Below are 26,804 nucleotides of genomic sequence, written 5' to 3'. Positions count from 1 at the left end.
TTGGACAAGTAAAGGGGGTGAATATTCCGTTCCGATTGACATCAGGCCAGAATTTTCCGGCGTCGTACTGGGCATCGATCTGGGATTTTAGGTCAGCCGCGCGGATTGCACTGAATGAACGTGAAAAGTGCTCGTAAGCACCGATCAATTGATGGTCGAACTCAAACGCCTTCACTAAAACCCATCTCCCCACTGCCCATCTGATCTTCGAAAAATAACAAATTACTCTAAATTATCTAGTACGTAAAAATTCACTGAGAGCTTCCTCGTATATTGAGCTCTCTGGAAGGCATCTTTCAACCGCCCATTCACGATAAAGTACACGACAAGCTGGCAAAATGTCTAAGCGAACCAACCGGAATCGATAAAACGCAGGTTCTCCTCTAATCTCACGGCACGCCTTCGCGGGGCATGAAGAATGGCTATACATGTAAGCATCTGCGACAAGTTTAAGCCGGATCAATGCTGTTTCATTAGCTCATAAAAAGAGCAACACACATCATTCCTGATTACGAAAACCATCAATCTATCTCATAGTACAAATTGAGCATTGTAATTCGAGTGATAGCTTGCTTTTAAACGCAGGGAATTGATTTGGCCCAATTTTATTTCTGAACGAATTTTCGAAAGCGCGTAAACAACAATAAGAGGGGGATGTGGGTGCCTGTATTCAAAGAAGAGTATCGAGATCTTCTACCTAAAGGTAAGAATCTTTGCGACGTGACTATTCTCGCACAAGCCTGGAAGAAGTCGCATAATTACATCCGTCGACATAATTGGTATGCAGATGTTTTAGAATTAGACGCTTCAACTATCGACCTAGAGAACAAGCTTAAATATTGGGCGAATGAATTGCGCCAAGCTGATTTCCAACCGGTAAACTTACGACTCGTTTCTGCTCCAAAAAACGCTCGCTGGGGGTTTCACGCAACACACACAATCCTTCCGCACGAACCGACATTTGACGATTGGGCGCCCAGCGTTTCAGTTCAGGGAAAAGATTCTAGTGCACAGCTAGAACAAGAACAGCCAAGGCTTAAGCTGCGACCGCTGGCTCACTTGTCCATTCGCGATCAAACCTTGTCGACTGCAGTTATGATGTGTTTGGCGGAAGCTGTGGAATCCGCACAAGGTGATACATCTGGCACAGATGTAGCGGCGATGCGCTCTAGTGGGGTAGTGAGTTACGGCAACAGGCTGCACTGCACATGGGCAACTACGCAGGGCGTCCGACCCCGGGCTCATTTTTCCTGGGGAAACAGCAGAACATACCGCCAATATTTCCAAGATTACAGAGCTTTTCTCGCACGCCCTCGACGTGTCTGTGCGGAGGTTACCCCCCAACTGCGGCCAGGACGAGAGCTGTTTGTGGTGTCTCTGGACATCAAGTCGTTTTTTGATCGTGTTGATCGCGACGCCTTGCTCAATGAGTTGAAAAAGTTGACGGAAGAGCATCAGATAGAACACGGGTTATCTAGCTCGGAGGCGGCTGACGGGCAATTCTGGAAGCGAGCAGCACGAATATTCTCATGGAAGTGGCACACCGATGATCAGCAGGAGACCACACTAATCCGCGGTGAAGAACATCACGATCTTGAGCTCGGATTGCCTCAAGGACTCGTTGCCTCCGGATTTCTGTCAAACGCCTATTTGGTAGGGTTCGACCGTGACATGCAGCAGTCTTTAACTGATGGGGATATTGGTTGCGACAGCGTCAAGCTGTTGGACTACTGCAGATATGTCGATGACATGCGTCTCGTCGTTGAGGCTAAAAATGGAGCTACCGGGATTAGTCAGGCTGCATTATTGGAGCATGTTATTAGTTATGTGACCTCGGTTTTGAAGGCACATTGCGAGCGCATGGGTGCACGGACATCACTTGAACTTTCATCGGAAAAGTGCGTGGCTACCTCGTACCGAGTGATTTCGGCTCAGAGCCACGTTTCGGCATTGATGGAGATGCTTAATGCAGAATTGAGTGGGACCTTTGATCTAGCGTCTCTCGCACAGGTGGCAGGTGGCCTTGATGGGCTATTGTGGGGATCTGAGCAGATTGAAAACGCCGCAGGTTCAACGACATCTCGATTGGCATTGGCTACGGTTTCTGTTCCCAACACAGATGTGCGAGACGACACAGTGAAACGGTTCGTCGCGACACGTATTGCTCAGTTGATGAGGCATCGGCTGGCGATGACAGACCTTGAAAGTCCGGCTGGCTCAGCTGAGACTATTAGTGACCACGTGACACAAGGTGTAGTGCTGTCTCATGAGTTCGAAACCACTGCACGTAAGCTCATTAAATGCTGGGCTGAAAATCCTGCATTGGTTCTACTATTGCGGTGCGGCTTGGATCTTTTTCCTCATCCCCGCCTGCTAGGGCCAGTTACCGAAGCACTCAATATCAAGCTGTTCGACGTGCCTGCGGACTTGGATGCATTCCGGCAAGGTCAAGTGCGAGTAGCCGAGTACGTCCTAGCTGACCTTTTGCGAGCTGGTGCGGTGGAGACAGGCTTCCGCAATCCGGACGAGTACCCGGAGGGCGTAGATATTCAAGGTTACCGCGAAGACCTCGGCGGCATCGCGCGTCGCGTCTTGACTGAACGGACGTCGTCACCTTGGTATCTCCGCCAGCAGGCCCACCTCTATCTGGCCTCTATCGGTGACACGTCAGTAGCATTGAAGCGAGACGTTGCCCCCGAGATGGAGGCATACACAGCACTGCAACGCGCCGCCAAGTTTGAGCCAATGCAAGATGGAGAACTGAAAGATGCCATCCCGTTAGCTATCGTGGCGCAGCAACTTCATCCTAATCCACGGCGTTTTGGAGTATGGTTGTCGGAAGGATTAAGGCGTACGGATGATGAAGGAGTTCGGGAGGCGGTTGTGCAATCTGTAGCGCTGAGCCACCCAGAATTGTTGATGGCAGCGCTCAACAGGCGACAGGCAGAAAATTGGCGTAAATTTGTTCCAGCCGCGTTGATCCAACACAGCAAGCGACCAGCTAATTCTCGAGGGCATACGGCTAAATTGAGAAACACTCAATCCCTCTTGCAAATCATCAGTGAACCTGACAATCTTTTCGATCAAGAAAATGCTCTGCTCATGCTTGCTGATGCACTACTCCGCCACCCGGGTATAGAAGAACACTTATCCTCTGGGATAAGTGCTGCGAACATCACAATTAAATCCGAAAGCTGGTCGAGGCTCGCAGAGATGCCTAATGAGACTGGCTTCCTGTCTGTGGATTCGATCGACATTGATAAGGTCATAAACCCTTTATACGAAACCCCAGAATGGGTGGCGCCAGAAAAAGCTTGGCTCTACGGATTGGGCCGTATTTTGCGCTCGGCGCTGACCGGGGAATTTGACTTCACAAGCCGTCGATACCTTGTTACTGAGGAGGTGGGCCGTTACAGCGGGCTGCGCAGCACTTGGTTCAACCGCCGTTTCGGGCTTTTGAATTCTGGACGTGGGCTCTTGGATGAGCCCGGCCCTGTGTCGCCTTGGCTTTCAAGTTTTCTTTCAACCCTTCTGCAATGGCCCGGAGTTGAATTCCGGGCTAATTCGGTATCGGCTGCAGGTGATGTCCGGACCGCAGCTGAACTGCTCGAGCTTGTTCAAAATCGCATTTCGGTTCAGCGTGAACTCTTCGGCCCCCGAAGCAAAACGCCGATGTACGTGGTACCAGTAGATGACCATGAACCCTTGCAGGATAGGCCGCTGCGAGTGGCTATCGTTCAGCCAATGCGACCACAACTCAAAGAGTTTGATGAGAAAGACCTGACGCACTGGACACCAGGAGCCATGGCCGAGCATCGTCGCCATCTAGCCGAGGTTTGCAAACTAACGCATCAGAAGCTCAAGACTTGGGCATCAGCCCGCCCTAAGATACCTTCTGAAACGAACGATGACCCAGTGGTTGACGTCATTCTATTCCCAGAACTGGCGGTCCATCCGGAGCACGTTTTTCTACTTAGGAGGCTTTCGGACAAGGTCAGAGCCAACATCTTTACTGGCTTAACATTTCTTCGTTCAAGCAAGGCCAACGGCGTTGTCAATCAAGGCTTGTGGCTAATTCGAACCGAGTCTCCCAGTCATGGACGAGCATTCCAGTACGTTTGGCAAGGCAAGCAGCACCCTATAAAAGATGAGGTAAGAATGGGTGTGAAAGGTCACCGACCTCATGTGACCCTAGTCGAGCTGCCAGTTGGCGCCAAGACCCGCACGCGAATCGCTGCGGCGATTTGTTATGACGCGACGGACCTGGACCTTGTGGCCGACCTTCGCGATAGGTCAGACATGTTTTTGGTTGCAGCTTTGAACCAAGATGTACAGACATTCGACAACATGGTGGCCGCATTGCACTTCCACATGTACCAGCCGGTTGTGCTTGCCAACTCAGGAGAGTTTGGTGGTTCAACCGCGCAGGTCCCTCAGCCGAAGCACGAGCGCTTGATCGCACATGTGCATGGAAATCAGCAAATCGCAGTTAGTGTATTTGAAGTTGATCCTTCGCTTTTTAAATCAACATCGGCAACCAAGGTTCCAAAAACCGTAAAGACACCGCCAGCTGGATACAAAGGACGGCCTGGATGACTCCATCTCAGAGAATGAAATATCAAAGATTCTACAGTATTTCTCCTTCATGTTGAATTTTGACCGCGTAGGCGGCAGCCGTCATCGCTTAGATACCGTGTCGACTTTTAAGGTCACCACCGTCGCTAAGCTCGACTGTGCGGTGTAGGGGCACTGCAGATAAAGTTCACCGTACCCGCCTTAACAACGAGACCGCAAATTTCTCAACCGCCCAGATCAAATAGTAAAGTGTGCGCTTCCAATCCGGCAAATGAATAATTCATTTCGTATGGGTGTTTGTAGCTGAGCGGATGGATCAGCGCCGCTTTCAACTCTTCGACATCCCTAGCGCCGGTTAAACGGACGATATGCTGTGTAAACAGCGCATCAGGTCGCAAGGTGAAACACCAATGAAGCACCAGAAACCGATGTACGTCATCATCGTCGTAGTCAAGCTCCAGATTAGCAAAGCGATAGACGGGTTCGCCCAGCTCTTGTTCCAGTGCTTGAGCCACCGGTCGTATTGCCGTTCGCCAAAGCAAGAATGGTTCATATACTGTGTTTTTGCCGGTGTTATCGTATTCATTATCCCATGAAGGCCCTGGAACAAATTCTATCATGGCTTTGGCCGGGGGAAGATCGGGCAAGGTTTCGAGAGACCAAGGGCTACCCCTGTTGTCAGGGCCGGTAAAGATTGGCGTTTTGATCGCGGCGGCGTTGGCCTGTTCAAAAAGATCCGTAATCTTGCTGCTAACAATCGACTTATTTCTGAGCCATACTAGAAAATCAGGCACGGGTATTGCTTCTTGCATATCCGGCTCGAGATGATGGTAGAATCGAGCCCATTTGTTCGACGTGATCTCCAGCTTCAGTTCACGCTCAAACAATTGTGCCTTCTCAAGCCATTCGTCGTGAGTTTCTTCCTGGCTACCTAGTAGCTTTTCCAATGCGTCAAGCGGATGAATATAAGGAAGTCTTTGACCAGCCGGGGGCTCAAGGAAATCAATGTTCTGATCCCAAGGCGATTTTTTAAGCGGATTACCGGCGCCACGAATTGAAGCCACATGGTAGGGCTCAAGCGATGAAACAGGCAGTGCGCGCATTAAAGCATCAATATCAACCATCTTGCCAGCTCAATCAGATCATTAAGAACAGAAGCGTGCTTCAGAACATACACTGGCAAAGACTTCCACCGAAAAAAGGCCATGCCAGCACTTCTGAGCAGATACGCTGCCAACGAACCCGACGGATTAATCATCCGCGTTAACTAGTGTGCCTGCGTTACGATTATAAATTTCTTTTGCTCGTCGAAAATCAGGATCTGATTCCGCAATTTCTTTCCGTTCGAAGGCAAGATAGAGGTCAAGTTCGGAGCGATTTGTCATAGCTCGGCGACAAAGATCATCAAGAACTTCTTCCCGTTCGCTATCCTGCATTGACGAATAGTGTTTCCGTATGATTTCCTGCGGCGTATGACCAAGGTTGAGTTGCAGTGCGACCTCATCTTTGATCGTCATATTGCCGCGCTTAGTTAAAAATGGGTGGAGTATTTTTCGAAAGTCATGTGAGGAAATGTTACCGCTCAAGACTTCGGCTGCCTGAGCTGCCTCTTTGATAATCCGCTGAACAGAATCTTCCGATCTCCAGCACTGCGCCGGTTCGGTTTGATTGCCTTTATAGCCGAAGCCAAGGGCATTCGGTTGAATATAGCGGTCCGGAAGAAAGAAAGGGGCATCATGATCGAAGCCATTCGATCCACGCCAATCTGCCCATGCATCTAGAGCTTCAAGAAGACCCGAGCCAAGATCGAGGCAATAGGTTCTTATGTGCTTTCCGAGCTTCGTGTCCACCTCTCGTGGATCCTGATTGATCCACCGAGTACGAATGTTTACGTGTTTACCAAGCAGCGTGACCAACGCCGCAATACGTATTCCCGTTACGATAAACATCGCCACAATTGCACGATTACGCAGCTCGACCGGATTCGCGCTGGTCATAACTGTAAAAATGCAAAGAGCTTGGTCGAAGGTTAGACTGGTCCCCTTTACGGTGCTTGCTTCGACGGCGCGCTCTCTCCGAGAAAGACTGAAATAGCCAGCGAGATCTGGATGGATTTCGACACCAGGTTGCCGTTGCAGCCAATCAAAAAATGCACGGCACCGGTCCAGTGTGTGCGAAACGGTTGAGCTGCTTAGCGCGCCTCGCCCCATAAGAAGACGACGACCGCGTAGCTCTTCCTTGAACTTGCGACAATCATCAATTGCTATCTTGCCGAAAGGCTTATGATTGAGAAATGCGCTCAGTCTGGCGAGAGAACGGAGATGTTCATCTACCGTTCGCACATCTAAATTCTGGTGGCTCTCAAGATAGACCGTATAATGGTAAAACCAGCGCAAATTGAAACTGTTAGTTTCCGGTGGGACTGGCGAGCCGCTTCTCCCAATACTTCCGGGAACCCCATCATACAATACGGCGGACGAGTCCTTAGGGGTATTGGTAGATGCCGCATAAATCTCAGGCAGAACGCTGGATTGAATGCTGGCTTGTAGCATGTTGTGGCAATCAGAGCAATTTCCTGTCACCTCATAGCATGTTATTCCTTTCGGAAGAGCATTTATTGATCCGTGCACCAGCGCCACAAATTTGTTGCAGAATGAGCAGAATACCCGACCATTTTCGGGCGAGCGTCCAAATGGCCAGCGCGTAATCGTAACAAAGCGACGAAGTTCATATCCAGCAAAAAGCTGGGGGCGTTTTTCGTCAATTGGCTTTAATCCACGCTTGATCCAACTCGTGATCGTGCTTTCACCAATATCGAAACTCTGACAAACTTGCTCACGGGTATACACCCAATGACGACGTGCTTTGGTGGGATCATGGCGCCGCGACATGCTTATTCGCCTGAATGCGCGGTATTCTGGAGACGATCCAGGTAGTCATCAATTGAGTGGCGATCCCACCGTGTTGATCCAGAGATGTGAACCGGCTTCGGAAAATCGATATTATATTTACCTAAGCGCCAGACCTTAGAAGTACTCACGCTCAGATAGGTCGCCACCTCTTTGACAGTCATAAGACGTGCGCATTCGCCGTTGACCTGGCGTTCAAACGGATTCTTATCACTGTATGATTTTTGTTTACGCGGCTTGACCGCTGAAATGGTCGATAAATCGTGCTCAACTGCTGAAGATATTTCTTGTTTAATATCTGCATCGGAAGCGCCAATTGCTGCAATCTCGGCGGGTGTAACGAATCCAGTCGCATCAGCTTGTTTCAGAGCTTTGCACGGTACTCGCGCTTGACTTGCTTCAGCATAAGCATTGTGAAATTGTTCAATATTGTTGCCGTCAGTCTTACCGAACATACACTCGGCAATCACTTCTGAACTGGCAGCATCGTTACCTTGATTGATTTTCCGCATGCAGGTTTCCGCTAAACAGTTGAAGCCCTAGTTTGCTGGGCTTCATCATTCGCTACCACGGGTGATAATTGCCGCCCCTAAACAGGCGATCTAATCGCGCGGGCCCTTGACCGGCAGCGATGCAACGAACTGGTCGAGATCGTCACGGAGAATAAGTGTACGCTTACCAAGTTTGCGTACTGGAAGACGGCCTTCCTTGATCAGATTGTAGAGTGTGGAGCGGCCAATCCCAAGAAAGCGAGCGGTCTGCGCGATAGAAAGCGTTGAAAAGTCCTGCATTACATTAGCTCCATTTAATCCCAGATAATTCCGGGGGAATGCGTGGAGCGTGCCGTAGACTTGAGTGGAATCCTAATTGTGCAATTGTGCGGCGATGAATTCTTCGCTCAATTCATTGATCTTATTTTGGCGATCTGGCTTGCGCGGACCCCTTGGACCTGGCTTTTGATTGGGCACAAGTTCTTGATAAATTCGGCGAATACTGTCCCGGGGGGCACCTGGAATACAGCGCTTAACAAGCCCAATTATCTCCCTCTGTGTGAGCGGGGCCAATTCAATTGGAGTTTCGCGCAAAATCTTCTCCATAAGGCGTCGAAGTTGCGCCTGCGACACAACGCGCTCAGCCGACGGGGCTGTCGTTTTTTCCCCATCTTCCGGCCAGTTGTCCTTTATGAAGTCAGATCTAACTTGAATTTTACAATAGCCGCTCAACTGGATGCTCAGAATAGCGGCATCCCATTCGTTGTGATCATCGGTCCCGATTAAACGGTAAAGCTGTCCACTGTCATTTGAATCTGAAGTTGCCGTTTGCGGCCAGATCCCGCTAGGTATTGGGATCAATGGCCCTGGCTTGCTTTCATCCACACCTCTGACATTCGCTTCCGCTTGTTCTGCAGGCATATCCGCCAAAGTTGTTACAAGCGCCAGCGCAGCTTCATCTTCCCGTTTGTAATATTGCTCCAATGTCATTGACTTGCCACGCATGGCAATCCATTCGATTGCAGCGCCAACGCCAATCCAAAATTTATCGAGATCCACCAGCGTGATTAATGGCTGCACAATGTCACGGTCAGGTGTGGGTTGTTCTTTATAATCTCGATCCATTAGAATCGTCCTTTCCATGGCCCGTAGGAGCCAGATCATTCTGGACTAAGGGGGAAAGTCATGATCACGGAGAGACAGTTGATAATTGTCTTTTCCACAGCTAAAATTCAGTCGACGCGCCTGCTTTCTTCCACCGGCTCAACTTGATGGCATTATTGATGGCATCAAAGAAAATATTCTAGATATTATTGTTAAATTTCATATAGTTAGAACTAAAATTAAAGTCCTCTTCTGGCACCATTTCCCTTTCAGACCACTACCAAGGTCTTGAATAGATTTACTTGCATGAATAGGTTTACAAGTTCAGCGGTCCGGGATTTTCTCGGGAAGGTTTCGTGCGGCACTAGAAACCGCCAAGATGGGATTCGCGCGCGATATTCCGATACCATACTGTTCAAACTATAAATCGCCCTAAATACTAAATATGGCATAGAGCGTCATACGAGGCAGAAAACGGGTGCAGAAGAAAAAAGATGCCGGTCGAATTTCCACAAAAATTCTGACGGCCATCCACAGCAGGCCGGGTTTCAGGCCACCGCATGCCAATGTGACAGAAGGCGATATCATCATCGCATCCTATAATGTCCACAAATGCATTGGCATCGACAAGTTGTTCAACCCGCAGCGCACCGCCGATGTCATCAGCGAAATCAATGCGGATGTCATCGCACTGCAAGAGGCAGACAAGCGTTTCGGCGCGCGATCTGGCCTGCTTGATCTTGGCCTGCTGGAGCGGCGTCACGGCCTGGTGCCGGTACCCATCACCGCGACGGCGCCAAACGGGCATGGCTGGCATGGCAATGTGCTGCTATTTCGTGAAGGTGCGGTGCGCAATGTCCGCCAGCTTGCACTACCCGGCGTCGAGCCACGCGGCGCACTGGTAGCCGACCTGCAATTCCCATCCGGTCCCTTGCGCATTATTGCAGCACACCTGGGACTTTTGAAACGTTCGCGAGAGCAACAAGCTGAAAGCATTCTTTCCGTCTTGCAAGAATCCGATACCCTGCCGACCTTGCTGATCGGCGATCTCAACGAATGGCGCGTGGGCAGGCGCTCGTCACTGGCCTCACTCATGCCGGTTTTTGATCATGCAGCGACTGCGGTTCCCAGCTTTCCTTCACGCTTTCCCGTGCTGGCGCTCGATCGCGTTCTCGGCATGCCGCACAATCTGGTCACGGCAATAGAGGTTCATAACACACCGCTTGCGCGCATGGCCTCGGACCACCTTCCAATCAAGGCCCATCTCGACCTCAAGACAGCGACGCGCCTTCTGGAAGAATTCAATCCCTCTCTGCTCAACAGCAACTCCTCAGGTGTGGACCTTTAAAACGCCGTTTATCCGAACCAGATTGGCGTTCTAAAGATAAGGCGAGCCAAGCCAGATAATCCGGTCGATCAGACGCTCCAGGAAAGGGCGCCTCTTTAGGTGTCCCAGATGCACTTCCCGACTGGTTTCTATCGCATTGCCGATACGCTCTTCCACTTCCCGCGCAATTTCATGATCGAGAATTTCAAGATCGACCTCGAAATTGAGGCGCAGTGAACGTGGATCCAGATTGGATGAACCAACATACGACCAAGCGCCATCGATCGTTATCAGCTTGGAGTGATTGAAAGCCCCTTCCGCACGCCAGATGCGGCAGCCATCCTTGAGAAGCTGATCAAACTGAGCCCGCATGGCGCGGTCGACAAGCTTGAGATTGTTCAACCCCGGCACGACAATATCCACCGATACACCGCGACGGGCCGCCGTCACCAGCGCGCTGATGAGTTCACGGTCTGGCAGCAGATACGGTGTCATGATGAGGATATGCTGCTCCGCCACCGAAAAAGCGCCCATCAGCATCCGGTGGTTGGTTTCGACATTCTTGTCCGGGCCCGAACCGACGACACGCACCAGCGTGCCCGTGCCGGGTGGGTCTTTGGGCGGGGCGATGGACCAGGCATCTCCGGTCAGCAATTCACCGGTCGCAAAACGCCAGTCTTCTGACGCGATATGGAAAAGGTCGGCAACAGCAGGACCTTCCAGCCGGAAATGAGTATCCAGCGCCACCCCGTCGCCCGCGACCTCTCGTGCAAAACCGGCACGGATATTCATTCCTCCCGTAAAGGCGAATTTGCCGTCAACGATCAGGATTTTGCGGTGCGTGCGCAGATTGGCATAGGGCAGGCGCAGGCCGATAATGATGTTTCCGTTGAAAACATCGACCGGAACACCTTTTTCCCGAAGCAGCTTCACGATGCTTGGAATGGAATATCGTGCACCTACAGCATCCACCAGCACCCGCACTTCCACACCGCGCCTGACGGCGGCGCTTAACGCATCGACAAACTGTTCGCCTATGGCATCGCGGTCGAAAATATAGGTTTCCAGCACGATGCTGCGCTCGGCCCCACCGATACCGGCAAGCATGGCCGCATAGGCTTCGTCGCCGCTCTCTAACATTTGAATGTTGTTGCCGCTGGTGAAATCGTAACGGCTGACCGCATCGCCCAGAATCTTCATCGCACCAAACTGGCGTCCGAACGCTGCCCGCACCAGATCGTTGGTCGTATCGAAATGCGACAGGTGGTAGAGCGCAATATTGGCTATATTGGCACGCTGATGGGTAAGCGTGCTGCGCCTGATGCGGTTGACCCCCGCAATTGCATACACAAAAGCGCCCACGATGGGCGAAAGCACAATAACACCGACCCAGCCAAGGGCGGTCCGCACCTCCTCCTTGGTCATGGTCGCATGAATGGCTGCGATCGCTCCCAGAGTGATCGAAAGAGCAGCCAGTATATGCGGCCAGTAATGCAAAGCGATGTCGAACATAATCTGACTTTAAGCGGAAATTTATCGTTACGGCAAAGACATATAATGCGCTGGCTCATTCGCCAACAGGGATCAGCGCCGCTTATTCTAAAGTAGCGGTGCTGGCTAAATCTGCAATCTGCTCTATACTTGTCCAATGACGCTCGAAACATGAGGGATTTCCATGGCATCCGCGCATAATCAACCTGATCGTCTTACCCTTCCAGCCGAACTCTCCGGCAAATGGGGCTGGTTTGTCGCCCTTGGCGTGGCGCTGTTGATTCTAGGCGGCATCGCTTTCGGAAATCTCGTGTTCGCAACCGTCGTCTCGGTCTATTATGTCGGCCTGATGATGCTAATCGCCGGGATTATTGAAATCATCCATTCCTTTGGCGTGAAAACATGGGGCAGTTTCTTCTTCTGGCTGCTGAGCGGCCTGCTTTATACCGCCGCTGGTATCGTTGCTTTCATAAACCCTGTGCTGGCAGCGGGCGTGCTGACCTTGCTTCTGGCAGCCGCACTTCTAGGCTCCGGTGCGTTTCGTATTTGGCTGGGCTTCAAGTCAAGACCTTCTTCGGGCTGGGGCTGGATCGTGGCCACAGGTATTATCACCGCTCTGGCCGGGCTGGTGATCGCTTTTCATTGGCCCGTCGACAGTCTGTTCATACTCGGCCTGTTTCTTGCCATCGACCTGATATTCCAGGGCTGGGCCTTCATTGCCTTCGGTCTGGGCATCAAGCGTCGATAGTGGCGGGAAACGGGGCATCCATCGCGCCGCCTTTTCATTTAAACTCGACCTTTTGGCCAAGGACTGCTAGATGCTGCGCAACATCTTCGCTGCGCGCTTTTTGTGCAGCCCATTCCTTCGCCCTTACGAGTTTTTCATGCCCGCCCACGATCATCCCGTTTCCAAGCGCCGCACCTTTGCGATTATCGCTCACCCGGACGCCGGCAAGACCACGCTAACCGAGAAGCTGCTGCTTTTCGGCGGTGCCATCCAGCTTGCCGGTGAAGTGAAAGCCAAAAAAGATCGCATCCAGACCCGCTCCGACTGGATGAATATCGAGCGCGATCGCGGCATTTCCGTCGTCACCTCGGTCATGACCTTCGAATACAAGGACTGCATCTTCAACCTGCTCGACACACCGGGCCACGAAGATTTTGCCGACGACACCTATCGCACGCTTACCGCTGTCGATAGCGCCGTCATGGTCATCGACGCCGCCAAGGGTATCGAACCGCGCACGCTCAAGCTGTTCGAAGTATGCCGCATGCGCGACATACCCATTGTGACCTTCATCAACAAGATGGACCGCGAGGCGCGCGATCCGCTAGAAACTCTCGATGAGATCGAGGAAAAACTGGCGCTCGACACGGCCCCCGTCACATGGCCGGTCGGCTCCGGGAAGAACTTCTCCGGAACCTACGATCTTCATAATACGACATTCCGCCAGAAGGATGCACAGGAACAGCCCACCCCCGTAAGCGGACCGGAAGAAGTGGCAAGGCTTCTGCCGGAAAACGAGCGCCAAGCATGGATTGAAAGCGTGGAACTGGCACGCGGCGTCTGCCGTCCGTTCGATCTGCAATCCTTCCGTGAAGGCCACCTCACACCGGTCTATTTCGGCTCGGCGCTGAAAAATTACGGTGTTCGCGATCTCATCGAAGCTTTTTGCGATTTTGGTCCCTCCCCGCGCGACCAACAAGCCGACACTCGCACAGTCGATCCGACCGAAGACAAGATGACCGGATTCGTTTTCAAGATTCAGGCCAATATGGACCCCAACCACCGCGACCGCATCGCTTTCCTTCGCGTCTGCTCGGGCAAGCTTGCGCGCGGCATGAAGGCGAAGCTGGTGCGAACCGGCAAACCGATGAGCCTGTCGGCACCGCAATTCTTCTTCGCCCGTTCGCGCCAGATCGCTGATGAAGCCTTTGCGGGTGACGTGGTCGGCATCCCCAATCATGGAACGCTCCGTATCGGCGACACGCTGACCGAGGGCGAGGATATCCTGTTCCATGGCGTGCCGAACTTCGCACCGGAAATCCTGCGCCGCGTCCGTCTCGATGATGCGATGAAGGCCAAGAAGCTGCGTGAAGCGCTACAACAGATGGCCGAAGAAGGCGTCGTGCAATTATTTGTGCCCGATGACGGCTCGCCAGCAATCGTCGGCGTCGTGGGCGCGCTGCAAATCGACGTGCTGACCGAACGTCTCAAGATCGAATATTCATTGCCGGTTGGCTTTGAAGTTTCCCGCTTCTCGATCTGCCGCTGGATCAGCGCCGACGATCCGGCGGAACTTGATCGTTTTATTGCCGCGCACCGGGCAGATATCGCCCATGATCTTGACCATGACCCGGTGTTTCTGGCGCAGAACGGTTTCTCACTCAATTACGAAGCCGAACGCTGGCCGGATATCCGCTTCGCCTCCATCAAGGACTATCAGGTGCGCAGCAACGCATGATGATTTACCCAATCCGCAGATGTGTAAGCTTCTGCGGATTGCGGATCAGATAGATCGTCTGGACCAAGCCCTTTTCGATTTCCAGTGCCGCCACTTGCGGCAAACCGTCGGCTTCAAGGCTCATATGGCCGGGCAAGCCATCGAACAGCGCGAAATGGCGGATCGGCGGGGGAATGCCATCGGCTTTACGAGCAATGCCATCGTAAAAGCGCATGATCTTTTCGCGGCCACAGATCGGATTGAGCGCCGCATTGCGGATACCGCCGCCATCGGAATAGATCACCGCATCCTCGGCAAGCAACCCTTGCAATCTCGTCATATCGCCACTGCGCGACGCCTGAAAGAACGCATCGGCAATGTTTCGTCCCCTATCTTCGGGTAAGGGAAAACGGGGTCGTTCACTACGCACATGTAGCCGCGCACGGCTCGCAAGCTGGCGGCAGGCGGCAGGATCCCGGTCAAGCACGCGCGCAACCTCATCGAACCCTATATCAAACACGTCATGCAATAAGAACGCTGCCCTCTCCAGCGGCGAAAGCCGATCAAGAGCCAGCATCAGGGTCAGGGTGATATCGTCGGCACGGTCGTGCTCTTCTTCCACAAGCGGTTCCGGCAACCATGTACCCGGATAGATTTCGCGGCGCACACGCGCCGACTTCAGATGATCAAGCGCAAGGCGGGTCACTATCCGCACCAGATAAGCGGCAGGCTCGCTTACAGCTCGTTTCTCCGCCGCATTCCAGCGCATCCATGCATCCTGAACAATATCTTCAGCCTCCGCATGGGAGCCAAGCATGCGATAGGCGATGCGGATGAGACGAGGCCGCAACACCTCGAATTCATCCACATCGTCTGCGTGTTGCTCAGGCAGCCGCTTCATGGCCTGCGACCGGATGCACGGAACGGAACCCCACCGCGATACGGTTCCAGACATTGATCACATTGATAGCCATGCTCAGTTTCACGATCTCTTCATCGGTGAAATGCTCTCTCAATGCATCGAAATCTTCATCGGGAGCACGGGTTTGTGCAAGAAGCGTCAGCGCCTCCGTCCATGCCAGCGCAGCGCGCTCGCGCGGAGTGAACAATGGCGACTCTCGCCACGCGGAAACAAGATAGAGGCGTTCCTCGGTTTCGCCAGCCTTGCGGGCATCGCGCGTGTGCATATGGATGCAATAAGCACAGCCATTGATCTGTGACGCGCGAATGCGCACGAGTTCATAGAGGCTATATTCAAGCCCGGCTTCCGCCACGGTCTTTTCCAATGCAATCATGGCCTGCATGATTTTTGGTGCAAGCTTGTGCGGGAAGAGTCTCGGTTCCATGTTGTTCTCCTTCAGGTTCACGACCATTTTAGCGTCGTTCACCCTTAAGACGAGATAGCCTCATGGGATTGTGACATTCCTGCGAAAATTTTCAGTTTTTTATTTCGAGAAGCCTGGCTGCTATTTTTTCCGCAAGCTTTTCAGCCACCTGCTCCTTGGTCATCTCTGGCCATTCCTCAATGCCGGAACGGCTGAGAATATGCACATGGTTGCGATCTCCGCCCATGACATCGCCGGAAACATCGTTAGCGATGATCCAGTCCGCGCCTTTTTTCTCCAGCTTGCGTTTTGCGTTTTCGGCCACGTCCTGCGTTTCGGCGGCGAACCCCACGACAAGTCCCGGTCTTTTCGCACTATGCCCGACGCCGGCCAGAATATCGGGATTTTCCACCATACTGAGCGTCTGCGCGCTTTCTCCGGGCTGCTTCTTGATCTTCTGTTCTGCCGCGTTGGCCGCGCGCCAATCGGCAACTGCGGCCACCATCACCGCCGCATCGGCTGGCAAAAACCCCTCCACCGCCGCCTGCATCTCGCGCGCTGTCTCTACATGAATGACATCGACGTCTAGTGGATCGGGGATCGTTACCGGACCTGACACGAGATGTACCGTTGCTCCCAGCCGTGCCAGAGCGCTTGCAAGCGCATGCCCCTGCTTGCCCGACGAGCGGTTTGCAATATAACGCACGGGATCGATTGGTTCATGCGTCGGCCCCGATGTCATGACAATCGATTTCCCGGCAAGCGGTCTTGGGCGGGCCGCGAGCAGATTTTCAATCGCCGCAACGATGGCCAAAGACTCGCTCATGCGGCCCATTCCCGCTTCGCCGCCTTCCGCCATCTCGCCGCGTTCCGGGCCGATGAAATGCACACTGTCCTTTTCAAGCGTTAGCCTGTTGCGGCACGTCGCCGGATTATCCCACATTGCTGGATTCATGGCAGGCGCAATCAGCACCGGGATTTTTCGCGCCAGCAGAACCGCACTCGCCAAATCGTCGGCAAGCCCATTCGCCATTTTTGCCATCAGATCGGCAGTTGCAGGCGCAACCACGATCAGATCGGCATCGCGCGCCAGCCTGATATGGCCAACATCCTGCTCATCCTCGCGCGAAAACAGATCAGTAAATACATGATCCGCCGACACTGCGCCGATGGCCAGCGGCGTAACAAATTGCTGCGCTGCCTGTGTCATGAGGGGGCGCACATGCGCGCCGCACTCACGCAAGCGGCGGATCAGATCAGGCACCTTGTAAGCAGCGATGCCCCCCCCGATAACCAGAAGAACCCGCTTGCCTTTCAGTGTGCCAGCCGCTGGCGGCGATAAGGGATCCGCCACCGAAACTTCATCGAGAGCCCCCAGAAGCAGCCGCGCCTCTTCTTCCATGGAGCGACCGTTTCGAGCAGCCCTGATGCGTAGTCTTTCCTTGGCTGCGTCATCAAGATTGCGGATGGTGATACTAGCCATTTGATTGCACCGGTATTATTACAGTGCAATCATTGAAATCACTTTAAAGGTATCTTGTCACTTTAAAATTGGCTTAGAGCCAAATATAAAGCTTAATTGCTATTGCCGCGAGCGAGATCGCAATCACCACCTGAGCAATACGGGCCCAGCGCGAATGCTGTGCTTCGGCCCGGCCAATGGCCTCGGCCGTAGCTGTATTGAAACGCAGGCCGTTTACCGCCATATCGTCCAGCGCCACGGAAAGACGCTCCACGCGCTGTACCAGTTCAGGCGTTTTGCGGGTGAAATGGAGCAGTGCATAAGCACTGTCCTTCGCGTCCAGCAGCATCCCCTGCGGCCCGAGATTTTTGGCGATCCAGTCGCCGACCACCGGTTCCGCCGCCTTCCACATGTTGAAATGCGCATCGAGCGTGCGCGACACGCCTTCCACCACCACCATGGTTTTCTGAAGCATCAGCAGTTCAGGGCGCGTTTCCATATCGAAAAGCTCCGTCACCTCGAAAAGAAGCGTCAAAAGCTTGGCCATGGAAATAGTTTCCGCAGGCTGCCCGTGGATAGGCTCGCCAATGGCGCGGATCGCCTGCGCAAAGCTCGCCACATCATGCGTATGCGGCACGTAACCGGCCTCGAAATGCACTTCCGCCACGCGCATGTAATCGCGCGTAATAAAGCCGTAGAGAATTTCGGCGAGGAAGCGCCGCTGTTGCTTGTTGAGCCGTCCGGTAATCCCGAAATCGACGGCGACAATCATACCCTGCGGATCAACGAAGAGATTACCAGGATGCATGTCCGCATGGAAAAATCCGTCGCGCAATGTATGGCGCAGAAAAGACTGAATCAGCGTTTCGGCGAGTTTTTTCAGGTCAAGGCCAGCGGCGGCCAGAGCCTCGACATCCGACATCTTTATGCCGTCGATCCATTCCAGCGTCAGAACGTCCCGCCCGGTACGCTCCCAATCAACTGTGGGAACGCGAAACCCTTCATCTTCCTTGATATTCCCGGCGATTTCGGAAAGAGCGGCCGCCTCAAGGCGCAAGTCCATTTCTATGCGTGTCGTTTGCGCCAGCGTCTCCACCACCTGAACCGGGCGGAGGCGGCGCGTAAACGGCATGTGGCGTTCCTGTATGCGGGCGACCATGAAGAAACTTTGCAAATCGCGCGCAAAGCGCTGCCGCACCCCGGGGCGGATCACTTTGACCGCAACCTTGTGCGGCACTCCATTCTGCATGACTTCAGCCGGATGGACCTGCGCCATGGAGGCGGCAGCAATCGGCGCGCCGAAGCTTGCATAAAGGTCGCCCGTCTTGCGGCCTAGCGATCCTTCTATGGTCTGCACGGCCTCGGCCTGCGGAAAGAAATCGAGGCGGTCCTGCAACTGCGCCAGATCGGCAGCAACATCGCGCCCGACAATATCCGGTCGGGTGGCCAGAAACTGGCCCAGTTTCACATAGGAAGGGCCGAGTTTGTTCATTGCACGGGAAATACGTTCGGACCGATCCATTCCTTTTGCGCGCTTGCGTGCAAAAAGCCCTGCGATTTTGTGACCAAACGCTGGCAGGCCCGAGAAATCGTCCACAGGCAAAGCACTGATCACGCCTTCACGAGTCATGACCCAGCCAGCCCGCATCAATCGGAAAGCAGCAAGGAAACGGCTCATGCTCCAGCACCCTGCTTCCGTTCAGAACTCGATACAGGCACGATCAAAGCTTCCAACCCGAATGCAGCGCGGCAATGCCGCCAGTGAAATTGCGCCAGCTCACACGTTCGAAACCAGCTTGCCGTATCATCGCCGCGAAATCCTCCTGGCTGGGGAACTTGCGGATCGATTCGACCAGATAGCTATAAGAATCGGCGTCACCAGTAATCATTTTGCCAATCCGCGGGATGGCCTGAAATGACCATTGGTCATAGACCCTGTCCAGCAATGGCATATCCACTTCAGAAAATTCCAGGCACAGAAAGCGTCCGCCGGGCTTTAGCACGCGCCAGGCTTCCGATAGCGCCTTGTCGATATGGGGAACGTTACGAATGCCAAAAGCAATAGTATAGGCGTCAAAACTGTTGTCTTCGAATGGAAGCTCTTCCGCGTTGGCTTCAACGAATTCAAGATTGTTCGCAAGGCCCTTCTTGATCGCGCGCTCGCGTCCCACGCCAAGCATCGATCCATTAATGTCGAGTATCGTCACATGCGCCTGACGGCCCGATGCTTCGACAATACGAAAGGCCACATCGCCAGTTCCGCCCGCAACATCAAGCGACGTCCAGCCGGGGCGCTTGGATGGCGCAAGCCAGCCGATCATCGCATCTTTCCAGATACGGTGCAGCCCACCGGACATAAGATCGTTCATCACGTCATAGCGCTTGGCGACCTTATGGAAGACGTCGTTGACCAGCCCTTGCTTGACATTTTCTTCGACTGCCTTGAAACCGAATGAATGCTCCATGCCGCCTTGTGCGCCCACGCGGTCCGCATTGCCGTTCTGCTGGCTCATAACTCATCCTGCCGGTCCATTCGCGAAACGAAGCCGATCTCCGTTTCCGTTTGCTTGATGCATATAAAGCTTGTACCGGACGATACAAGCACAGACCGTCCGCCGATACCCCTTTTGTGATGCCGACTTGCGCAGACCGTTAAAAATGGCCAAAGAGAGATAAAACTGTGCGTGTGCGTGTGCCGCGCGTTTTCACCGGCGCGATTGGCCGCTAAGATTAAAGAAATAACAGAAAAGTGGAAAAAACATGGGCGTTACAGTCGTCAGCCATCCGCTTGTCCAGCACAAGCTCACCATTATGCGCAAGCGTGAGACTTCTACCGCAAGCTTCCGGCGGCTTTTGAAAGAAATATCGCTGCTGCTCTGCTACGAAGTGACCCGCGATCTCGAACTCACCACCATGCGGATCGAGACGCCGATGATGCCAATGGACGCACCGATTCTGGAAGGCAAGAAGCTTGTTTTCGCCTCGATTCTGCGCGCAGGCAACGGCCTTCTGGAAGGCATGCTCGACCTGGTGCCCGCCGCTCGTGTCGCCCATATCGGGCTTTATCGTGACCACGACACACTGCAACCCATCGAATATTATTTCAAAGCGCCCGAAGACATGGCCAACCGTCTCACCATCGTGGTCGATCCGATGCTGGCCACCGCGAATTCGGCCATTGCAGCAATCGACAAGCTGAAAGAGCGCGGCGCAAGCAATATTCGCTTCCTTTGCCTGCTTGCTGCCCCCGAAGGCATAGAGCGCTTCACCAAAGCACATCCTGATGTGGAAATCTTCACCGCATCCATTGATGAACGCATTGATGAGAAAGGCTATATCATTCCGGGACTGGGCGATGCGGGCGACCGCATGTACGGCACCAAATAGAGTGCCCGACACGGAGATAGATCATGCCCGCGGTAACAACACGTCTTGTAGAACTTGAAATTCGCATTGCCGAGCAGGAAAGGACAATTGAGGAACTCTCGTCCGTTCTGGCCGAGCAATGGAAGATGATCGATCAGCTTTCCAAAAAGCTGACCGCACTGACCGACCGCTTTCTGCTGCTCGAAGAGCAGACCACGCCCGATATACCCGTAACCAGACCACCGCATTGGTGAAACCATGCTCGAAATCGTCAGACTTGCTGATCGTCCCGATCTGATTCCGGTTTGCGCGCGCTGGAACCATGATGAATGGGGTCATTCAGCCGGGATCAGCGAGCAGCAGATCGACAGGGCTTTTCACAACATTGCCCGTTCCGACGATGGGCAGACCGCCCGGGTGGCGCTCTGGGATCATGTGCCAGTTGGATTGTCGCTTCTCATTCACAACGACCTCGAAACGCATGCACACCTGAAACCCTGGCTGGCGAGCCTGTTCGTCGTCCCCGCCTTTCGCGGCAAGGGAATTGGCAAAGGCCTCGTCGCAGCTATAGAGGATGCGGCGGCAGAGCTGGGCTATGGGCAAGTCTATCTCTACACGCGCACACCGGTATTCTACCAGCAACTTGGCTGGTCGACATTTGAAGAACTAGCTGGCGATCACGCCGATATGAGCATTTTGCGAAAACCGCTCACCCGCTAGAACCGCGCACTAACCGGCCATCGAAATGGGGCAACTCACGCCGGTGCCTTTCAGTCCGCAATAGCCGTTCGGGTTTTTTGCCAGATATTGCTGGTGATAGTCTTCCGCATAATAGAATACCGGCGCATCAGCAATTTCGGTAGTGATAGGTCCAAGCCCTCGCGCCATGAGCGCTGCCTGATAATCATCACGGCTCTTTTTCGCCATATCACGATCCGCATCGTCGAAAGTGTAGATCGCCGAACGATAGGTCGTGCCGATATCATTGCCCTGCCGCATGCCCTGCGTGGGATCATGTTCTTCCCAGAACAGGGCCAGAAGTTCGTTAAGGCTTATCTCCTTGGGATCATATACGATCAGCACCATCTCGGCATGCCCGGTCAAACCAGTACAGGTTTCCTCGTAGGTGGGGTTGGGTGTGACGCCGCCTGCATAACCGACAGCGGTCACATATACACCCGGCTTCTCCCAGAAAAGCCGTTCCGCCCCCCAGAAACAGCCCATGCCGAGCAGAATCCGTTTATAGCCTTCAGGCCAATTCCCCTTCAGGGGGCGTCCGGAGACAAAATGCGTTGCCGCGGTCAGAATCGTTTGTTCGCGCCCTGGCAAGGCTTCGTTTGGGGAAGGCATTTGCATTTTTTTACGGTAGCTGTCCAAGAAACTCATGATTTTCTACCTCGCGAGGCTGTGGATTACCGGGCAGTGAACCGACCAAGAGGCTGCTTGCGCCGATGGCCAATTGCATAGAACAAAAATGCGAGCGCACCGAAGAAAATCCAGCCCGGCTGCTCAAGCACCGGAATCAGTATTTTTTCCCATACACTTGCCCCTATATAGTGCGTCACGAACCTTTCTGCACCATCCAGTGCCTCAGGTGCGCCGCGTGTCCATATGGCAAGCAGAGGCCTTGTTACGAAATGCGATGCGCCAACCGAACGTGCGCCATCAAGAATGGCAAAAATAACAGCTAACGCCAGAAAAACGACCGCAAAACTACGCAATACAAAACGGATCACAAATCCCTACCTGGAAATTTCGCTGGAGCACCACCAGCTATACATGTTCTTGTCGAATAAATTATAGCACAAGGCCTCCTGAGCGCCCAAGCCATCCTGGCGGCCATCAACATGAGTGTTAAATCAGGCTTTTAAAACAATGACCTGAGAATAGAATCGTAAATTCTGGCCTGGCTACAAAAATAGACGAAAAATCTTTGAAATAGCAGTTGAACATATGCGCATTCTGGCTATATTGCGCGCCGCGGCCCCTTTTTTGCAACTAACCATTGCCTGATTTGAAGTGGTGCCTGTTTGTACCAGATCTACTGCCAAAGCGGTTAGCAGGATGCAAATCATATGGAGAGGTGGCCGAGTGGTTGAAGGCGCACGCCTGGAAAGTGTGTATACGGGGAACCGTATCGCGGGTTCGAATCCCGCTCTCTCCGCCATCTACACCATTATTGGCGCTTTCCTTTTAAAAACAATTAGTTAGTAAAGGCCCTGATGGGCATTTAGACCAAGTATTTGGACCTTTATCCACAATAGGGTTTCCCTAATCCACCATCATCTTCATGATGCGCCCGGACATATCAGTGTCTAGACCAAAGCCAGCAAGGCGTTTCGCCAACATCCCTTAGCGGCCATATCGGCAAACTTCTGGATGAGCGGCCACACCGGCCCATCGGTGCAGGAAGATATTAGCCTGTGTCATCCGCCCTTCGCGTATAGCCAGCTCGGGGCGTGCAAAATTAGCATTGTTCAGGAACTGGAAAAGCTTGGTGATGAACAGCCGCTACGTCTTGTAGTCCGGTCTGAGCAAGCCCTGCCACGGAAGGTCGCAGCATTGCCGAGATGGCCTGCTTTGAAACGATTGAACTTCTTCGTCGTCTGATCAGCACAATCCGTCTGGCCCCGGACGCGGCTGGAGATCTGCAAATTGAACTGGCAGGAGGACTGGTCCCCAATGGCGAGGAACTGGCGATCATGCTGCGCGGCAACCTGGCGGCGATCCTGAGATTTGCCTGTGTCAAGAATATCCCCGACTTTCTGAGCGAAATCGCCGCCCTCGAAGAGCTAATAGGGAACGCTGCGTCCGAGACCCATAAACGCAAAAGCCCCACAATAGGGGCTTGTTGGGATCACAAGGGTCATTGGTTGCGGAGGCATGTTATCCCGGAACGGCAGATCACTAACGAGCTCAATGCCCGCGACATCGTCACGGATCTGGGCCGCACTTGGACGAGAGGCACGGCCCATCAGATTCTGATCAATAAAAAATATATCGGCAACAATGTATGGAACAGGGTGTCGTTCAAACTGAAGAAGAAACACGTCCGATATGTGAATTCGCGCCGACGGAGCCTTTCCACTGATCGTCGACCAACCTTTCTTCGATGCGGCACCAAGGTCTTCCTCCAATGCCCTGACCCTTGCGCTGACACTGGGCTGGCTGACCCCGAGTACGTTCGCGGCTCGGTGAAAGCGTGGATCAGGGATGCGAGGGGAATGCGCGATCCCAATGAAGTCGCCCCCCATTGACGATCAATTATCGATGCAACCGGCCGTCGCATCAGCTTAGCCGCTTGCCTTTCGGTTTAGCGAGTTCGCAGGCAGACTCTGGATGAACTGCCAAGCCGTTCGACCGGAACGCGAACCGCGTTGCATGGCCCATTCGAGCGCGCGGCGCTTCAATTCTTCCGGGTCCACGGCGACTTTTAGATGCTCGGCGTAACCCAGAACCATGTCGAGATAACCGTCCTGATCGACATTATGAAATCCGAGCCACAAGCCAAACCGATCCGAGAGCGATACCTTTTCTTCCACCGCCTCACCGGGATTAATTGCCGTTGCCTGCTCGTTCTCAATCATGTCACGCGCGAGGATATGTCGGCGATTTGATGTGGCGTAGAAGATCACATTCTCTGGTCGTCCAGCGATGCCGCCATCGAGGACCGCCTTTAAAGATTTGTATGCGGCGTCTCCTGCGTCAAACGATAAGTCGTCGCAAAACAGGATGAAGCGTCTTTCCTCGGTTGTTTCGAGCAACGCCAGCAATTCAGGAAGAGTCCCAATATCCTCGCGTTGGATTTCAACCAGCGCGACAGGAGCATCTGCTTTGGCAAACTCGTGATTCACGGTGGCATGAACCGCCTTAACCAAGGATGATTTTCCTGTGCCGCGTGCACCCCATAGCAAAGCGTTGTTCGCTGGCTCTCCGCGTGCAAAGCGCCTTGTGTTGTTAAGTAGAGTTGCCCGCTGACTATCCACGCGCTTGAGCAGATCAATGTCGATCCGCGAAATATGCGTAACGGGTTTTAAGCGCGTTTCTCCGGCCTGCCAAAGATAACCCTCGGCGATCTCTTCAAGACCGGAAGAACGGACCGGAGGTGTAAGTCGCTCCAGAGCCTCCGCGATCCGCAGCAGAACGTCCCGATTGCCATTTTTAAATGCAGCGTCTTCCATTTTCATCAATCCACAATCTCAGGCACAACAGGAGGCGCGCCGCGCAGGGGCCGCCGGAATATTTCAGCGCAGGCCACACCAACGAGGGCGGTTCCGCCGCCAATCATATGATAGGCTTGGACAGGCTCTCCCAACATGACGATGGCACCGGCGGCCGTCAGGACCGGCAGCAGATACATGAACAGGGCGCAACGGCTTGGTCCGAGTGCATGAACACCTTGAACCCAGAGGAACGGCAGCACGACCGAAGCGAGACCACCGGCATAAATGATCAGCGGCAATGTCTCGGAATTCAGCGAGCGCATCGGTGCGGGCGTCGCAAGGAAAGCCGGGAACATGATCGCCAGCGCACAAAGCGCCTGCATGTAGGTTGACTGCCAGCCCGTTACCGGCAGGCTCCAGCGTTTCAGCAGTACACCGTAAAGGGCGTAGACTAGTGCCGCAATGAACATCAGAGGATCACCGAGGTGCATACCGTCGCGCGCAATCGCAGCCGGATCGCCTCCGCTGACCAGATAAACGAGTCCGACCAGAGAAAAGATACCACCGGCAACCACGCCAACGGTTGGTGCGTCTTTGAGCAGGATGGCGCTTAATACGACAGTGAGAAGCGGCGTCAGTGCCGTAAAGACCGCCATGTTCGTCGCCGTAGTGGTTTCGGCCGCCAGATAGGACAGGCACTGAAACAGACACATGGCCAGAAAGCCGAGAATGACGAACTGGCCGAGATGCGGCCAGATGACGGCCCGGTTTCGCCAAGCGGGTAAAGCGACAAACGTGCTCATAAGCAGGACGGCGAGAAGCAGCCGGTAGAAGGTCATCGCTTCCGGCCCAATCGTATGGGCAGAAAGTCTGGAAACTATTACGTTTCCAGACCACAGAACTATAGCGAGGAAAGGAAAGAGATAGGCGAGTCTGATATTCATATCCGTTAAACTTGCTGTTGTTTTTCAGGATTTGACTATCACATCAGGCATGGTCCGTATTGCTTCGATGGAACACAAACTGTAGTGTTTGGGACATGATCGCCGATTTCAGCCGAAAACATCTGGATTTTCATGACACTCCGCGCGCCATGGTCGCCATGGAGGTCGATTATCCTGACGGCGCGACAACTGGCTGGCATGCGCACCCTCGCGGCCAGCTTCTCTATGCGATTGAGGGCGTGATGATCGTGCAGTCGGCTCAAGGTTATTGGGTTGTGCCTCCGAACCGTGCACTTTGGTTAGTGGCGGGGGTTGAACATCACGTAAGAATGTCTGGTCAGGTCAAGATCAGGACCGTCTTCATTGACACAACGAAAATCCAGCACCTCCCCGAGCAAACTTGCGTTATCAAGGTCCCACCATTACTGCGCGAACTCATCGTTGCAGCGGTCCGCATACCGCTCGATTATTCCGAAGACAGCAAGGATGCCATCCTCATGCGCCTGCTGGCGGAGGTAGTTCAAGTCTCGGATGTATTGCCTTTGCATCTTCCCTTACCCTCAGAGCCGCGAGTCAAGTTCATCTGCGAATCAATCAGCCGGCATCCTTGCGATGTTTCGACCGCCAGTGAATGGGCCAAACGCCTAAACGTGACCGCCAAGACAGTGCACCGGCTCTTCGTCAAGGAAACGGGCATGACCTTCGCACAATGGCGCGAGCAGGCGCGTTTGGTGTATGCACTTCAAAGGCTAGCGGGTGGCGAGCGCGTAATCGATGTTGCATTCGAGTGCGGATACTCCAGTCAGAGCGCGTTTACCGCGATGTTTCGGAGACATTTCGGGGTTCCTCCATCAAATTTTTATCGCTAGGCGGCAACCCAGTCGTCGAGGCTTGAGGCACTCATACTGGCGGCTCGTGGCGGCGACGCGGAAGCCATTGCAATTCTGGCCGACGTCGGCATCGACCCCGGAAGAAGCGGCGGAGACATTACGCGGCCTGATCGAGAAGATTTCGCTGACGCCCGGCCCGGAACGCGGCGAGATTTACGCAACGCTGCACAGCGAACTGGGCACGATCCTCGATTGGACGGAGCGGCAAGTAATTGGAAAGGCTGCCAAAACAACAAAACCCGCAGCGGCTGCTACGGGTTTGTCGTTATCAGTGGTTGCGGGGGCAGGATTTGAACCTGCGGCCTTCAGGTTA

At 53.6% G+C, this 26,804-nt stretch carries 23 protein-coding genes, 1 tRNA gene and 3 pseudogenes; 11 read left to right on the top strand and 16 right to left on the bottom strand.

Annotated features, from left to right (window positions below; translation table 11 throughout):
- Window positions 1-660: 660 nt before the first annotated feature.
- Window positions 661-4,596 carry a reverse transcriptase domain-containing protein gene (locus KUG47_RS16305; RefSeq protein ID WP_217679055.1) on the top strand — a complete coding sequence of 1,312 codons (3,936 nt, stop codon included), beginning with the start codon at window positions 661-663 and terminating at the stop codon, window positions 4,594-4,596.
- A 203-nt stretch (window positions 4,597-4,799) separates the two neighbouring features.
- Here the strand turns inward: KUG47_RS16305 and KUG47_RS16300 are convergent, their stop codons facing one another.
- From KUG47_RS16300 to KUG47_RS16280, 5 genes are all read right to left on the bottom strand, one after another.
- On the bottom strand, window positions 4,800-5,699 hold the full coding sequence (locus KUG47_RS16300) for a hypothetical protein (RefSeq protein ID WP_217679053.1): 900 nt from the start codon (window positions 5,697-5,699) through the stop codon (window positions 4,800-4,802).
- Between the two features lie 126 nt (window positions 5,700-5,825).
- A complete protein-coding gene (locus KUG47_RS16295; protein WP_217679051.1) occupies window positions 5,826-7,466 on the bottom strand; it encodes a tyrosine-type recombinase/integrase in 1,641 nt (546 codons plus the stop codon).
- A 2-nt stretch (window positions 7,467-7,468) separates the two neighbouring features.
- Window positions 7,469-7,996 carry a helix-turn-helix transcriptional regulator gene (locus KUG47_RS16290; protein ID WP_217679049.1) on the bottom strand — a complete coding sequence of 176 codons (528 nt, stop codon included), beginning with the start codon at window positions 7,994-7,996 and terminating at the stop codon, window positions 7,469-7,471.
- Between the two features lie 90 nt (window positions 7,997-8,086).
- Window positions 8,087-8,275: a helix-turn-helix domain-containing protein gene (locus KUG47_RS16285; RefSeq protein WP_111786123.1), complete on the bottom strand. Its 189-nt coding sequence runs from the start codon at window positions 8,273-8,275 to the stop codon at window positions 8,087-8,089.
- A 72-nt stretch (window positions 8,276-8,347) separates the two neighbouring features.
- Complete coding sequence (locus tag KUG47_RS16280; RefSeq protein ID WP_217679047.1) at window positions 8,348-9,100, bottom strand: hypothetical protein; 753 nt, start codon at window positions 9,098-9,100, stop codon at window positions 8,348-8,350.
- Window positions 9,101-9,557: 457 nt separating this feature from the next.
- On the opposite strand from KUG47_RS16280, the gene KUG47_RS16275 reads away from it, so the two are divergent.
- Window positions 9,558-10,427: an endonuclease/exonuclease/phosphatase family protein gene (locus tag KUG47_RS16275; protein WP_217679045.1), complete on the top strand. Its 870-nt coding sequence runs from the start codon at window positions 9,558-9,560 to the stop codon at window positions 10,425-10,427.
- 30 nt (window positions 10,428-10,457) lie between these two features.
- Here the strand turns inward: KUG47_RS16275 and cls are convergent, their stop codons facing one another.
- Window positions 10,458-11,918 carry a cardiolipin synthase gene (gene cls, locus KUG47_RS16270; protein WP_217679043.1) on the bottom strand — a complete coding sequence of 487 codons (1,461 nt, stop codon included), beginning with the start codon at window positions 11,916-11,918 and terminating at the stop codon, window positions 10,458-10,460.
- Window positions 11,919-12,081: 163 nt separating this feature from the next.
- Here cls and KUG47_RS16265 point away from each other — a divergent pair, with 163 nt between their 5' ends.
- Together KUG47_RS16265 and KUG47_RS16260 are read left to right on the top strand one after the other, a co-directional pair.
- Window positions 12,082-12,645, top strand: a complete 564-nt coding sequence (locus KUG47_RS16265; RefSeq protein ID WP_217679041.1) for an HdeD family acid-resistance protein — start codon at window positions 12,082-12,084, stop codon at window positions 12,643-12,645.
- Between the two features lie 136 nt (window positions 12,646-12,781).
- On the top strand, window positions 12,782-14,362 hold the full coding sequence (locus KUG47_RS16260) for a peptide chain release factor 3 (protein ID WP_217679057.1): 1,581 nt from the start codon (window positions 12,782-12,784) through the stop codon (window positions 14,360-14,362).
- Between the two features lie 4 nt (window positions 14,363-14,366).
- Here the strand turns inward: KUG47_RS16260 and KUG47_RS16255 are convergent, their stop codons facing one another.
- The 5 genes from KUG47_RS16255 to ubiE all read right to left on the bottom strand — a co-directional run bounded on the left by KUG47_RS16255 (window position 14,367) and on the right by ubiE (window position 19,641).
- The gene (locus KUG47_RS16255; RefSeq protein ID WP_217679039.1) at window positions 14,367-15,242 is read right to left on the bottom strand and encodes a sigma-70 family RNA polymerase sigma factor; all 876 of its coding nucleotides are present in this window, start codon (window positions 15,240-15,242) and stop codon (window positions 14,367-14,369) included.
- Window positions 15,226-15,687, bottom strand: a complete 462-nt coding sequence (locus tag KUG47_RS16250; protein ID WP_217679037.1) for a carboxymuconolactone decarboxylase family protein — start codon at window positions 15,685-15,687, stop codon at window positions 15,226-15,228. Before KUG47_RS16250 ends, KUG47_RS16255 begins: the two co-directional genes overlap by 17 nt.
- Window positions 15,688-15,778: 91 nt before the next feature.
- Window positions 15,779-17,149: a bifunctional phosphopantothenoylcysteine decarboxylase/phosphopantothenate--cysteine ligase CoaBC gene (gene coaBC, locus KUG47_RS16245; RefSeq protein WP_217679035.1), complete on the bottom strand. Its 1,371-nt coding sequence runs from the start codon at window positions 17,147-17,149 to the stop codon at window positions 15,779-15,781.
- Window positions 17,150-17,222: 73 nt separating this feature from the next.
- Entirely contained in the window at window positions 17,223-18,806 is a 1,584-nt protein-coding gene (gene ubiB / locus KUG47_RS16240) for a 2-polyprenylphenol 6-hydroxylase (RefSeq protein ID WP_217679033.1), read from the bottom strand.
- A 43-nt stretch (window positions 18,807-18,849) separates the two neighbouring features.
- Complete coding sequence (ubiE, locus tag KUG47_RS16235; RefSeq protein WP_217679031.1) at window positions 18,850-19,641, bottom strand: bifunctional demethylmenaquinone methyltransferase/2-methoxy-6-polyprenyl-1,4-benzoquinol methylase UbiE; 792 nt, start codon at window positions 19,639-19,641, stop codon at window positions 18,850-18,852.
- A 247-nt stretch (window positions 19,642-19,888) separates the two neighbouring features.
- On the opposite strand from ubiE, the gene upp reads away from it, so the two are divergent.
- From upp to KUG47_RS16220, 3 genes are read left to right on the top strand one after another with little or no spacing between them, the layout of a single operon-like run.
- Window positions 19,889-20,515 carry a uracil phosphoribosyltransferase gene (upp, locus tag KUG47_RS16230; RefSeq protein ID WP_217679029.1) on the top strand — a complete coding sequence of 209 codons (627 nt, stop codon included), beginning with the start codon at window positions 19,889-19,891 and terminating at the stop codon, window positions 20,513-20,515.
- A gap of 23 nt (window positions 20,516-20,538) precedes the next feature.
- Window positions 20,539-20,748, top strand: a complete 210-nt coding sequence (locus KUG47_RS16225; RefSeq protein WP_217679027.1) for a SlyX family protein — start codon at window positions 20,539-20,541, stop codon at window positions 20,746-20,748.
- A gap of 4 nt (window positions 20,749-20,752) precedes the next feature.
- Complete coding sequence (locus KUG47_RS16220) at window positions 20,753-21,214, top strand: GNAT family N-acetyltransferase (RefSeq protein WP_217679025.1); 462 nt, start codon at window positions 20,753-20,755, stop codon at window positions 21,212-21,214.
- 9 nt (window positions 21,215-21,223) lie between these two features.
- Here the strand turns inward: KUG47_RS16220 and msrA are convergent, their stop codons facing one another.
- Window positions 21,224-21,880 carry a peptide-methionine (S)-S-oxide reductase MsrA gene (gene msrA, locus KUG47_RS16215; RefSeq protein ID WP_217679023.1) on the bottom strand — a complete coding sequence of 219 codons (657 nt, stop codon included), beginning with the start codon at window positions 21,878-21,880 and terminating at the stop codon, window positions 21,224-21,226.
- Window positions 21,881-21,906: 26 nt separating this feature from the next.
- Window positions 21,907-22,230, bottom strand: coding sequence for a hypothetical protein (locus KUG47_RS16210; RefSeq protein ID WP_217679021.1), 324 nt, complete (start codon window positions 22,228-22,230; stop codon window positions 21,907-21,909).
- 341 nt (window positions 22,231-22,571) lie between these two features.
- Here KUG47_RS16210 and KUG47_RS16205 point away from each other — a divergent pair.
- Both KUG47_RS16205 and KUG47_RS16785 read left to right on the top strand, forming a co-directional pair.
- Window positions 22,572-22,661: transfer RNA gene (locus tag KUG47_RS16205), tRNA-Ser, on the top strand.
- A 403-nt stretch (window positions 22,662-23,064) separates the two neighbouring features.
- A pseudogene (locus KUG47_RS16785) lies at window positions 23,065-23,490 on the top strand (hypothetical protein); the annotation flags it as partial.
- Window positions 23,491-23,613: 123 nt separating this feature from the next.
- On the opposite strand, the pseudogene KUG47_RS16780 reads toward KUG47_RS16785, so the two are convergent.
- The 3 genes and pseudogenes from KUG47_RS16780 to KUG47_RS16190 all read right to left on the bottom strand — a co-directional run.
- Window positions 23,614-23,783, bottom strand: a pseudogene (locus KUG47_RS16780) (helix-turn-helix domain-containing protein); the annotation flags it as partial.
- Between the two features lie 4 nt (window positions 23,784-23,787).
- The gene (locus KUG47_RS16195; RefSeq protein ID WP_217679019.1) at window positions 23,788-24,675 is read right to left on the bottom strand and encodes an ATP-binding protein; all 888 of its coding nucleotides are present in this window, start codon (window positions 24,673-24,675) and stop codon (window positions 23,788-23,790) included.
- Window positions 24,676-24,680: 5 nt separating this feature from the next.
- A complete protein-coding gene (locus KUG47_RS16190; RefSeq protein WP_217679017.1) occupies window positions 24,681-25,601 on the bottom strand; it encodes a DMT family transporter in 921 nt (306 codons plus the stop codon).
- A 95-nt stretch (window positions 25,602-25,696) separates the two neighbouring features.
- Here KUG47_RS16190 and KUG47_RS16185 point away from each other — a divergent pair, with 95 nt between their 5' ends.
- Window positions 25,697-26,470, top strand: a complete 774-nt coding sequence (locus tag KUG47_RS16185; protein ID WP_217679016.1) for an AraC family transcriptional regulator — start codon at window positions 25,697-25,699, stop codon at window positions 26,468-26,470.
- Between the two features lie 46 nt (window positions 26,471-26,516).
- Window positions 26,517-26,804, top strand: a pseudogene (locus KUG47_RS16180) (hypothetical protein); the annotation flags it as partial.

This window comes from Falsochrobactrum tianjinense, assembly GCF_019100495.1.
Lineage (GTDB): Bacteria > Pseudomonadota > Alphaproteobacteria > Rhizobiales > Rhizobiaceae > Brucella > Brucella tianjinense.
Note: the sequence above shows the minus strand (reverse complement) of the source record. Positions and strands in the feature narration are given on the sequence as shown.

Excerpts from the sequence above, each read along its gene's own strand:
- coaBC (WP_217679035.1), bottom strand. The coding sequence starts at position 17,149 with ATGGCTAGTATCACCATCCGCAATCTTGATGACGCAGCCAAGGAAAGA.
- KUG47_RS16255 (WP_217679039.1), bottom strand. The coding sequence starts at position 15,242 with ATGAAGCGGCTGCCTGAGCAACACGCAGACGATGTGGATGAATTCGAG.
- KUG47_RS16260 (WP_217679057.1), top strand. The coding sequence starts at position 12,782 with ATGCCCGCCCACGATCATCCCGTTTCCAAGCGCCGCACCTTTGCGATT.
- KUG47_RS16300 (WP_217679053.1), bottom strand. The coding sequence starts at position 5,699 with ATGGTTGATATTGATGCTTTAATGCGCGCACTGCCTGTTTCATCGCTT.
- cls (WP_217679043.1), bottom strand. The coding sequence starts at position 11,918 with ATGTTCGACATCGCTTTGCATTACTGGCCGCATATACTGGCTGCTCTT.
- upp (WP_217679029.1), top strand. The coding sequence starts at position 19,889 with ATGGGCGTTACAGTCGTCAGCCATCCGCTTGTCCAGCACAAGCTCACC.
- KUG47_RS16220 (WP_217679025.1), top strand. The coding sequence starts at position 20,753 with ATGCTCGAAATCGTCAGACTTGCTGATCGTCCCGATCTGATTCCGGTT.
- KUG47_RS16295 (WP_217679051.1), bottom strand. The coding sequence starts at position 7,466 with ATGTCGCGGCGCCATGATCCCACCAAAGCACGTCGTCATTGGGTGTAT.
- KUG47_RS16250 (WP_217679037.1), bottom strand. The coding sequence starts at position 15,687 with ATGGAACCGAGACTCTTCCCGCACAAGCTTGCACCAAAAATCATGCAG.
- KUG47_RS16265 (WP_217679041.1), top strand. The coding sequence starts at position 12,082 with ATGGCATCCGCGCATAATCAACCTGATCGTCTTACCCTTCCAGCCGAA.
- msrA (WP_217679023.1), bottom strand. The coding sequence starts at position 21,880 with ATGAGTTTCTTGGACAGCTACCGTAAAAAAATGCAAATGCCTTCCCCA.
- ubiB (WP_217679033.1), bottom strand. The coding sequence starts at position 18,806 with ATGAGCCGTTTCCTTGCTGCTTTCCGATTGATGCGGGCTGGCTGGGTC.
- KUG47_RS16280 (WP_217679047.1), bottom strand. The coding sequence starts at position 9,100 with ATGGATCGAGATTATAAAGAACAACCCACACCTGACCGTGACATTGTG.
- KUG47_RS16290 (WP_217679049.1), bottom strand. The coding sequence starts at position 7,996 with ATGCGGAAAATCAATCAAGGTAACGATGCTGCCAGTTCAGAAGTGATT.
- KUG47_RS16185 (WP_217679016.1), top strand. The coding sequence starts at position 25,697 with ATGATCGCCGATTTCAGCCGAAAACATCTGGATTTTCATGACACTCCG.
- KUG47_RS16225 (WP_217679027.1), top strand. The coding sequence starts at position 20,539 with ATGCCCGCGGTAACAACACGTCTTGTAGAACTTGAAATTCGCATTGCC.
- ubiE (WP_217679031.1), bottom strand. The coding sequence starts at position 19,641 with ATGAGCCAGCAGAACGGCAATGCGGACCGCGTGGGCGCACAAGGCGGC.
- KUG47_RS16195 (WP_217679019.1), bottom strand. The coding sequence starts at position 24,675 with ATGGAAGACGCTGCATTTAAAAATGGCAATCGGGACGTTCTGCTGCGG.
- KUG47_RS16285 (WP_111786123.1), bottom strand. The coding sequence starts at position 8,275 with ATGCAGGACTTTTCAACGCTTTCTATCGCGCAGACCGCTCGCTTTCTT.
- KUG47_RS16190 (WP_217679017.1), bottom strand. The coding sequence starts at position 25,601 with ATGAATATCAGACTCGCCTATCTCTTTCCTTTCCTCGCTATAGTTCTG.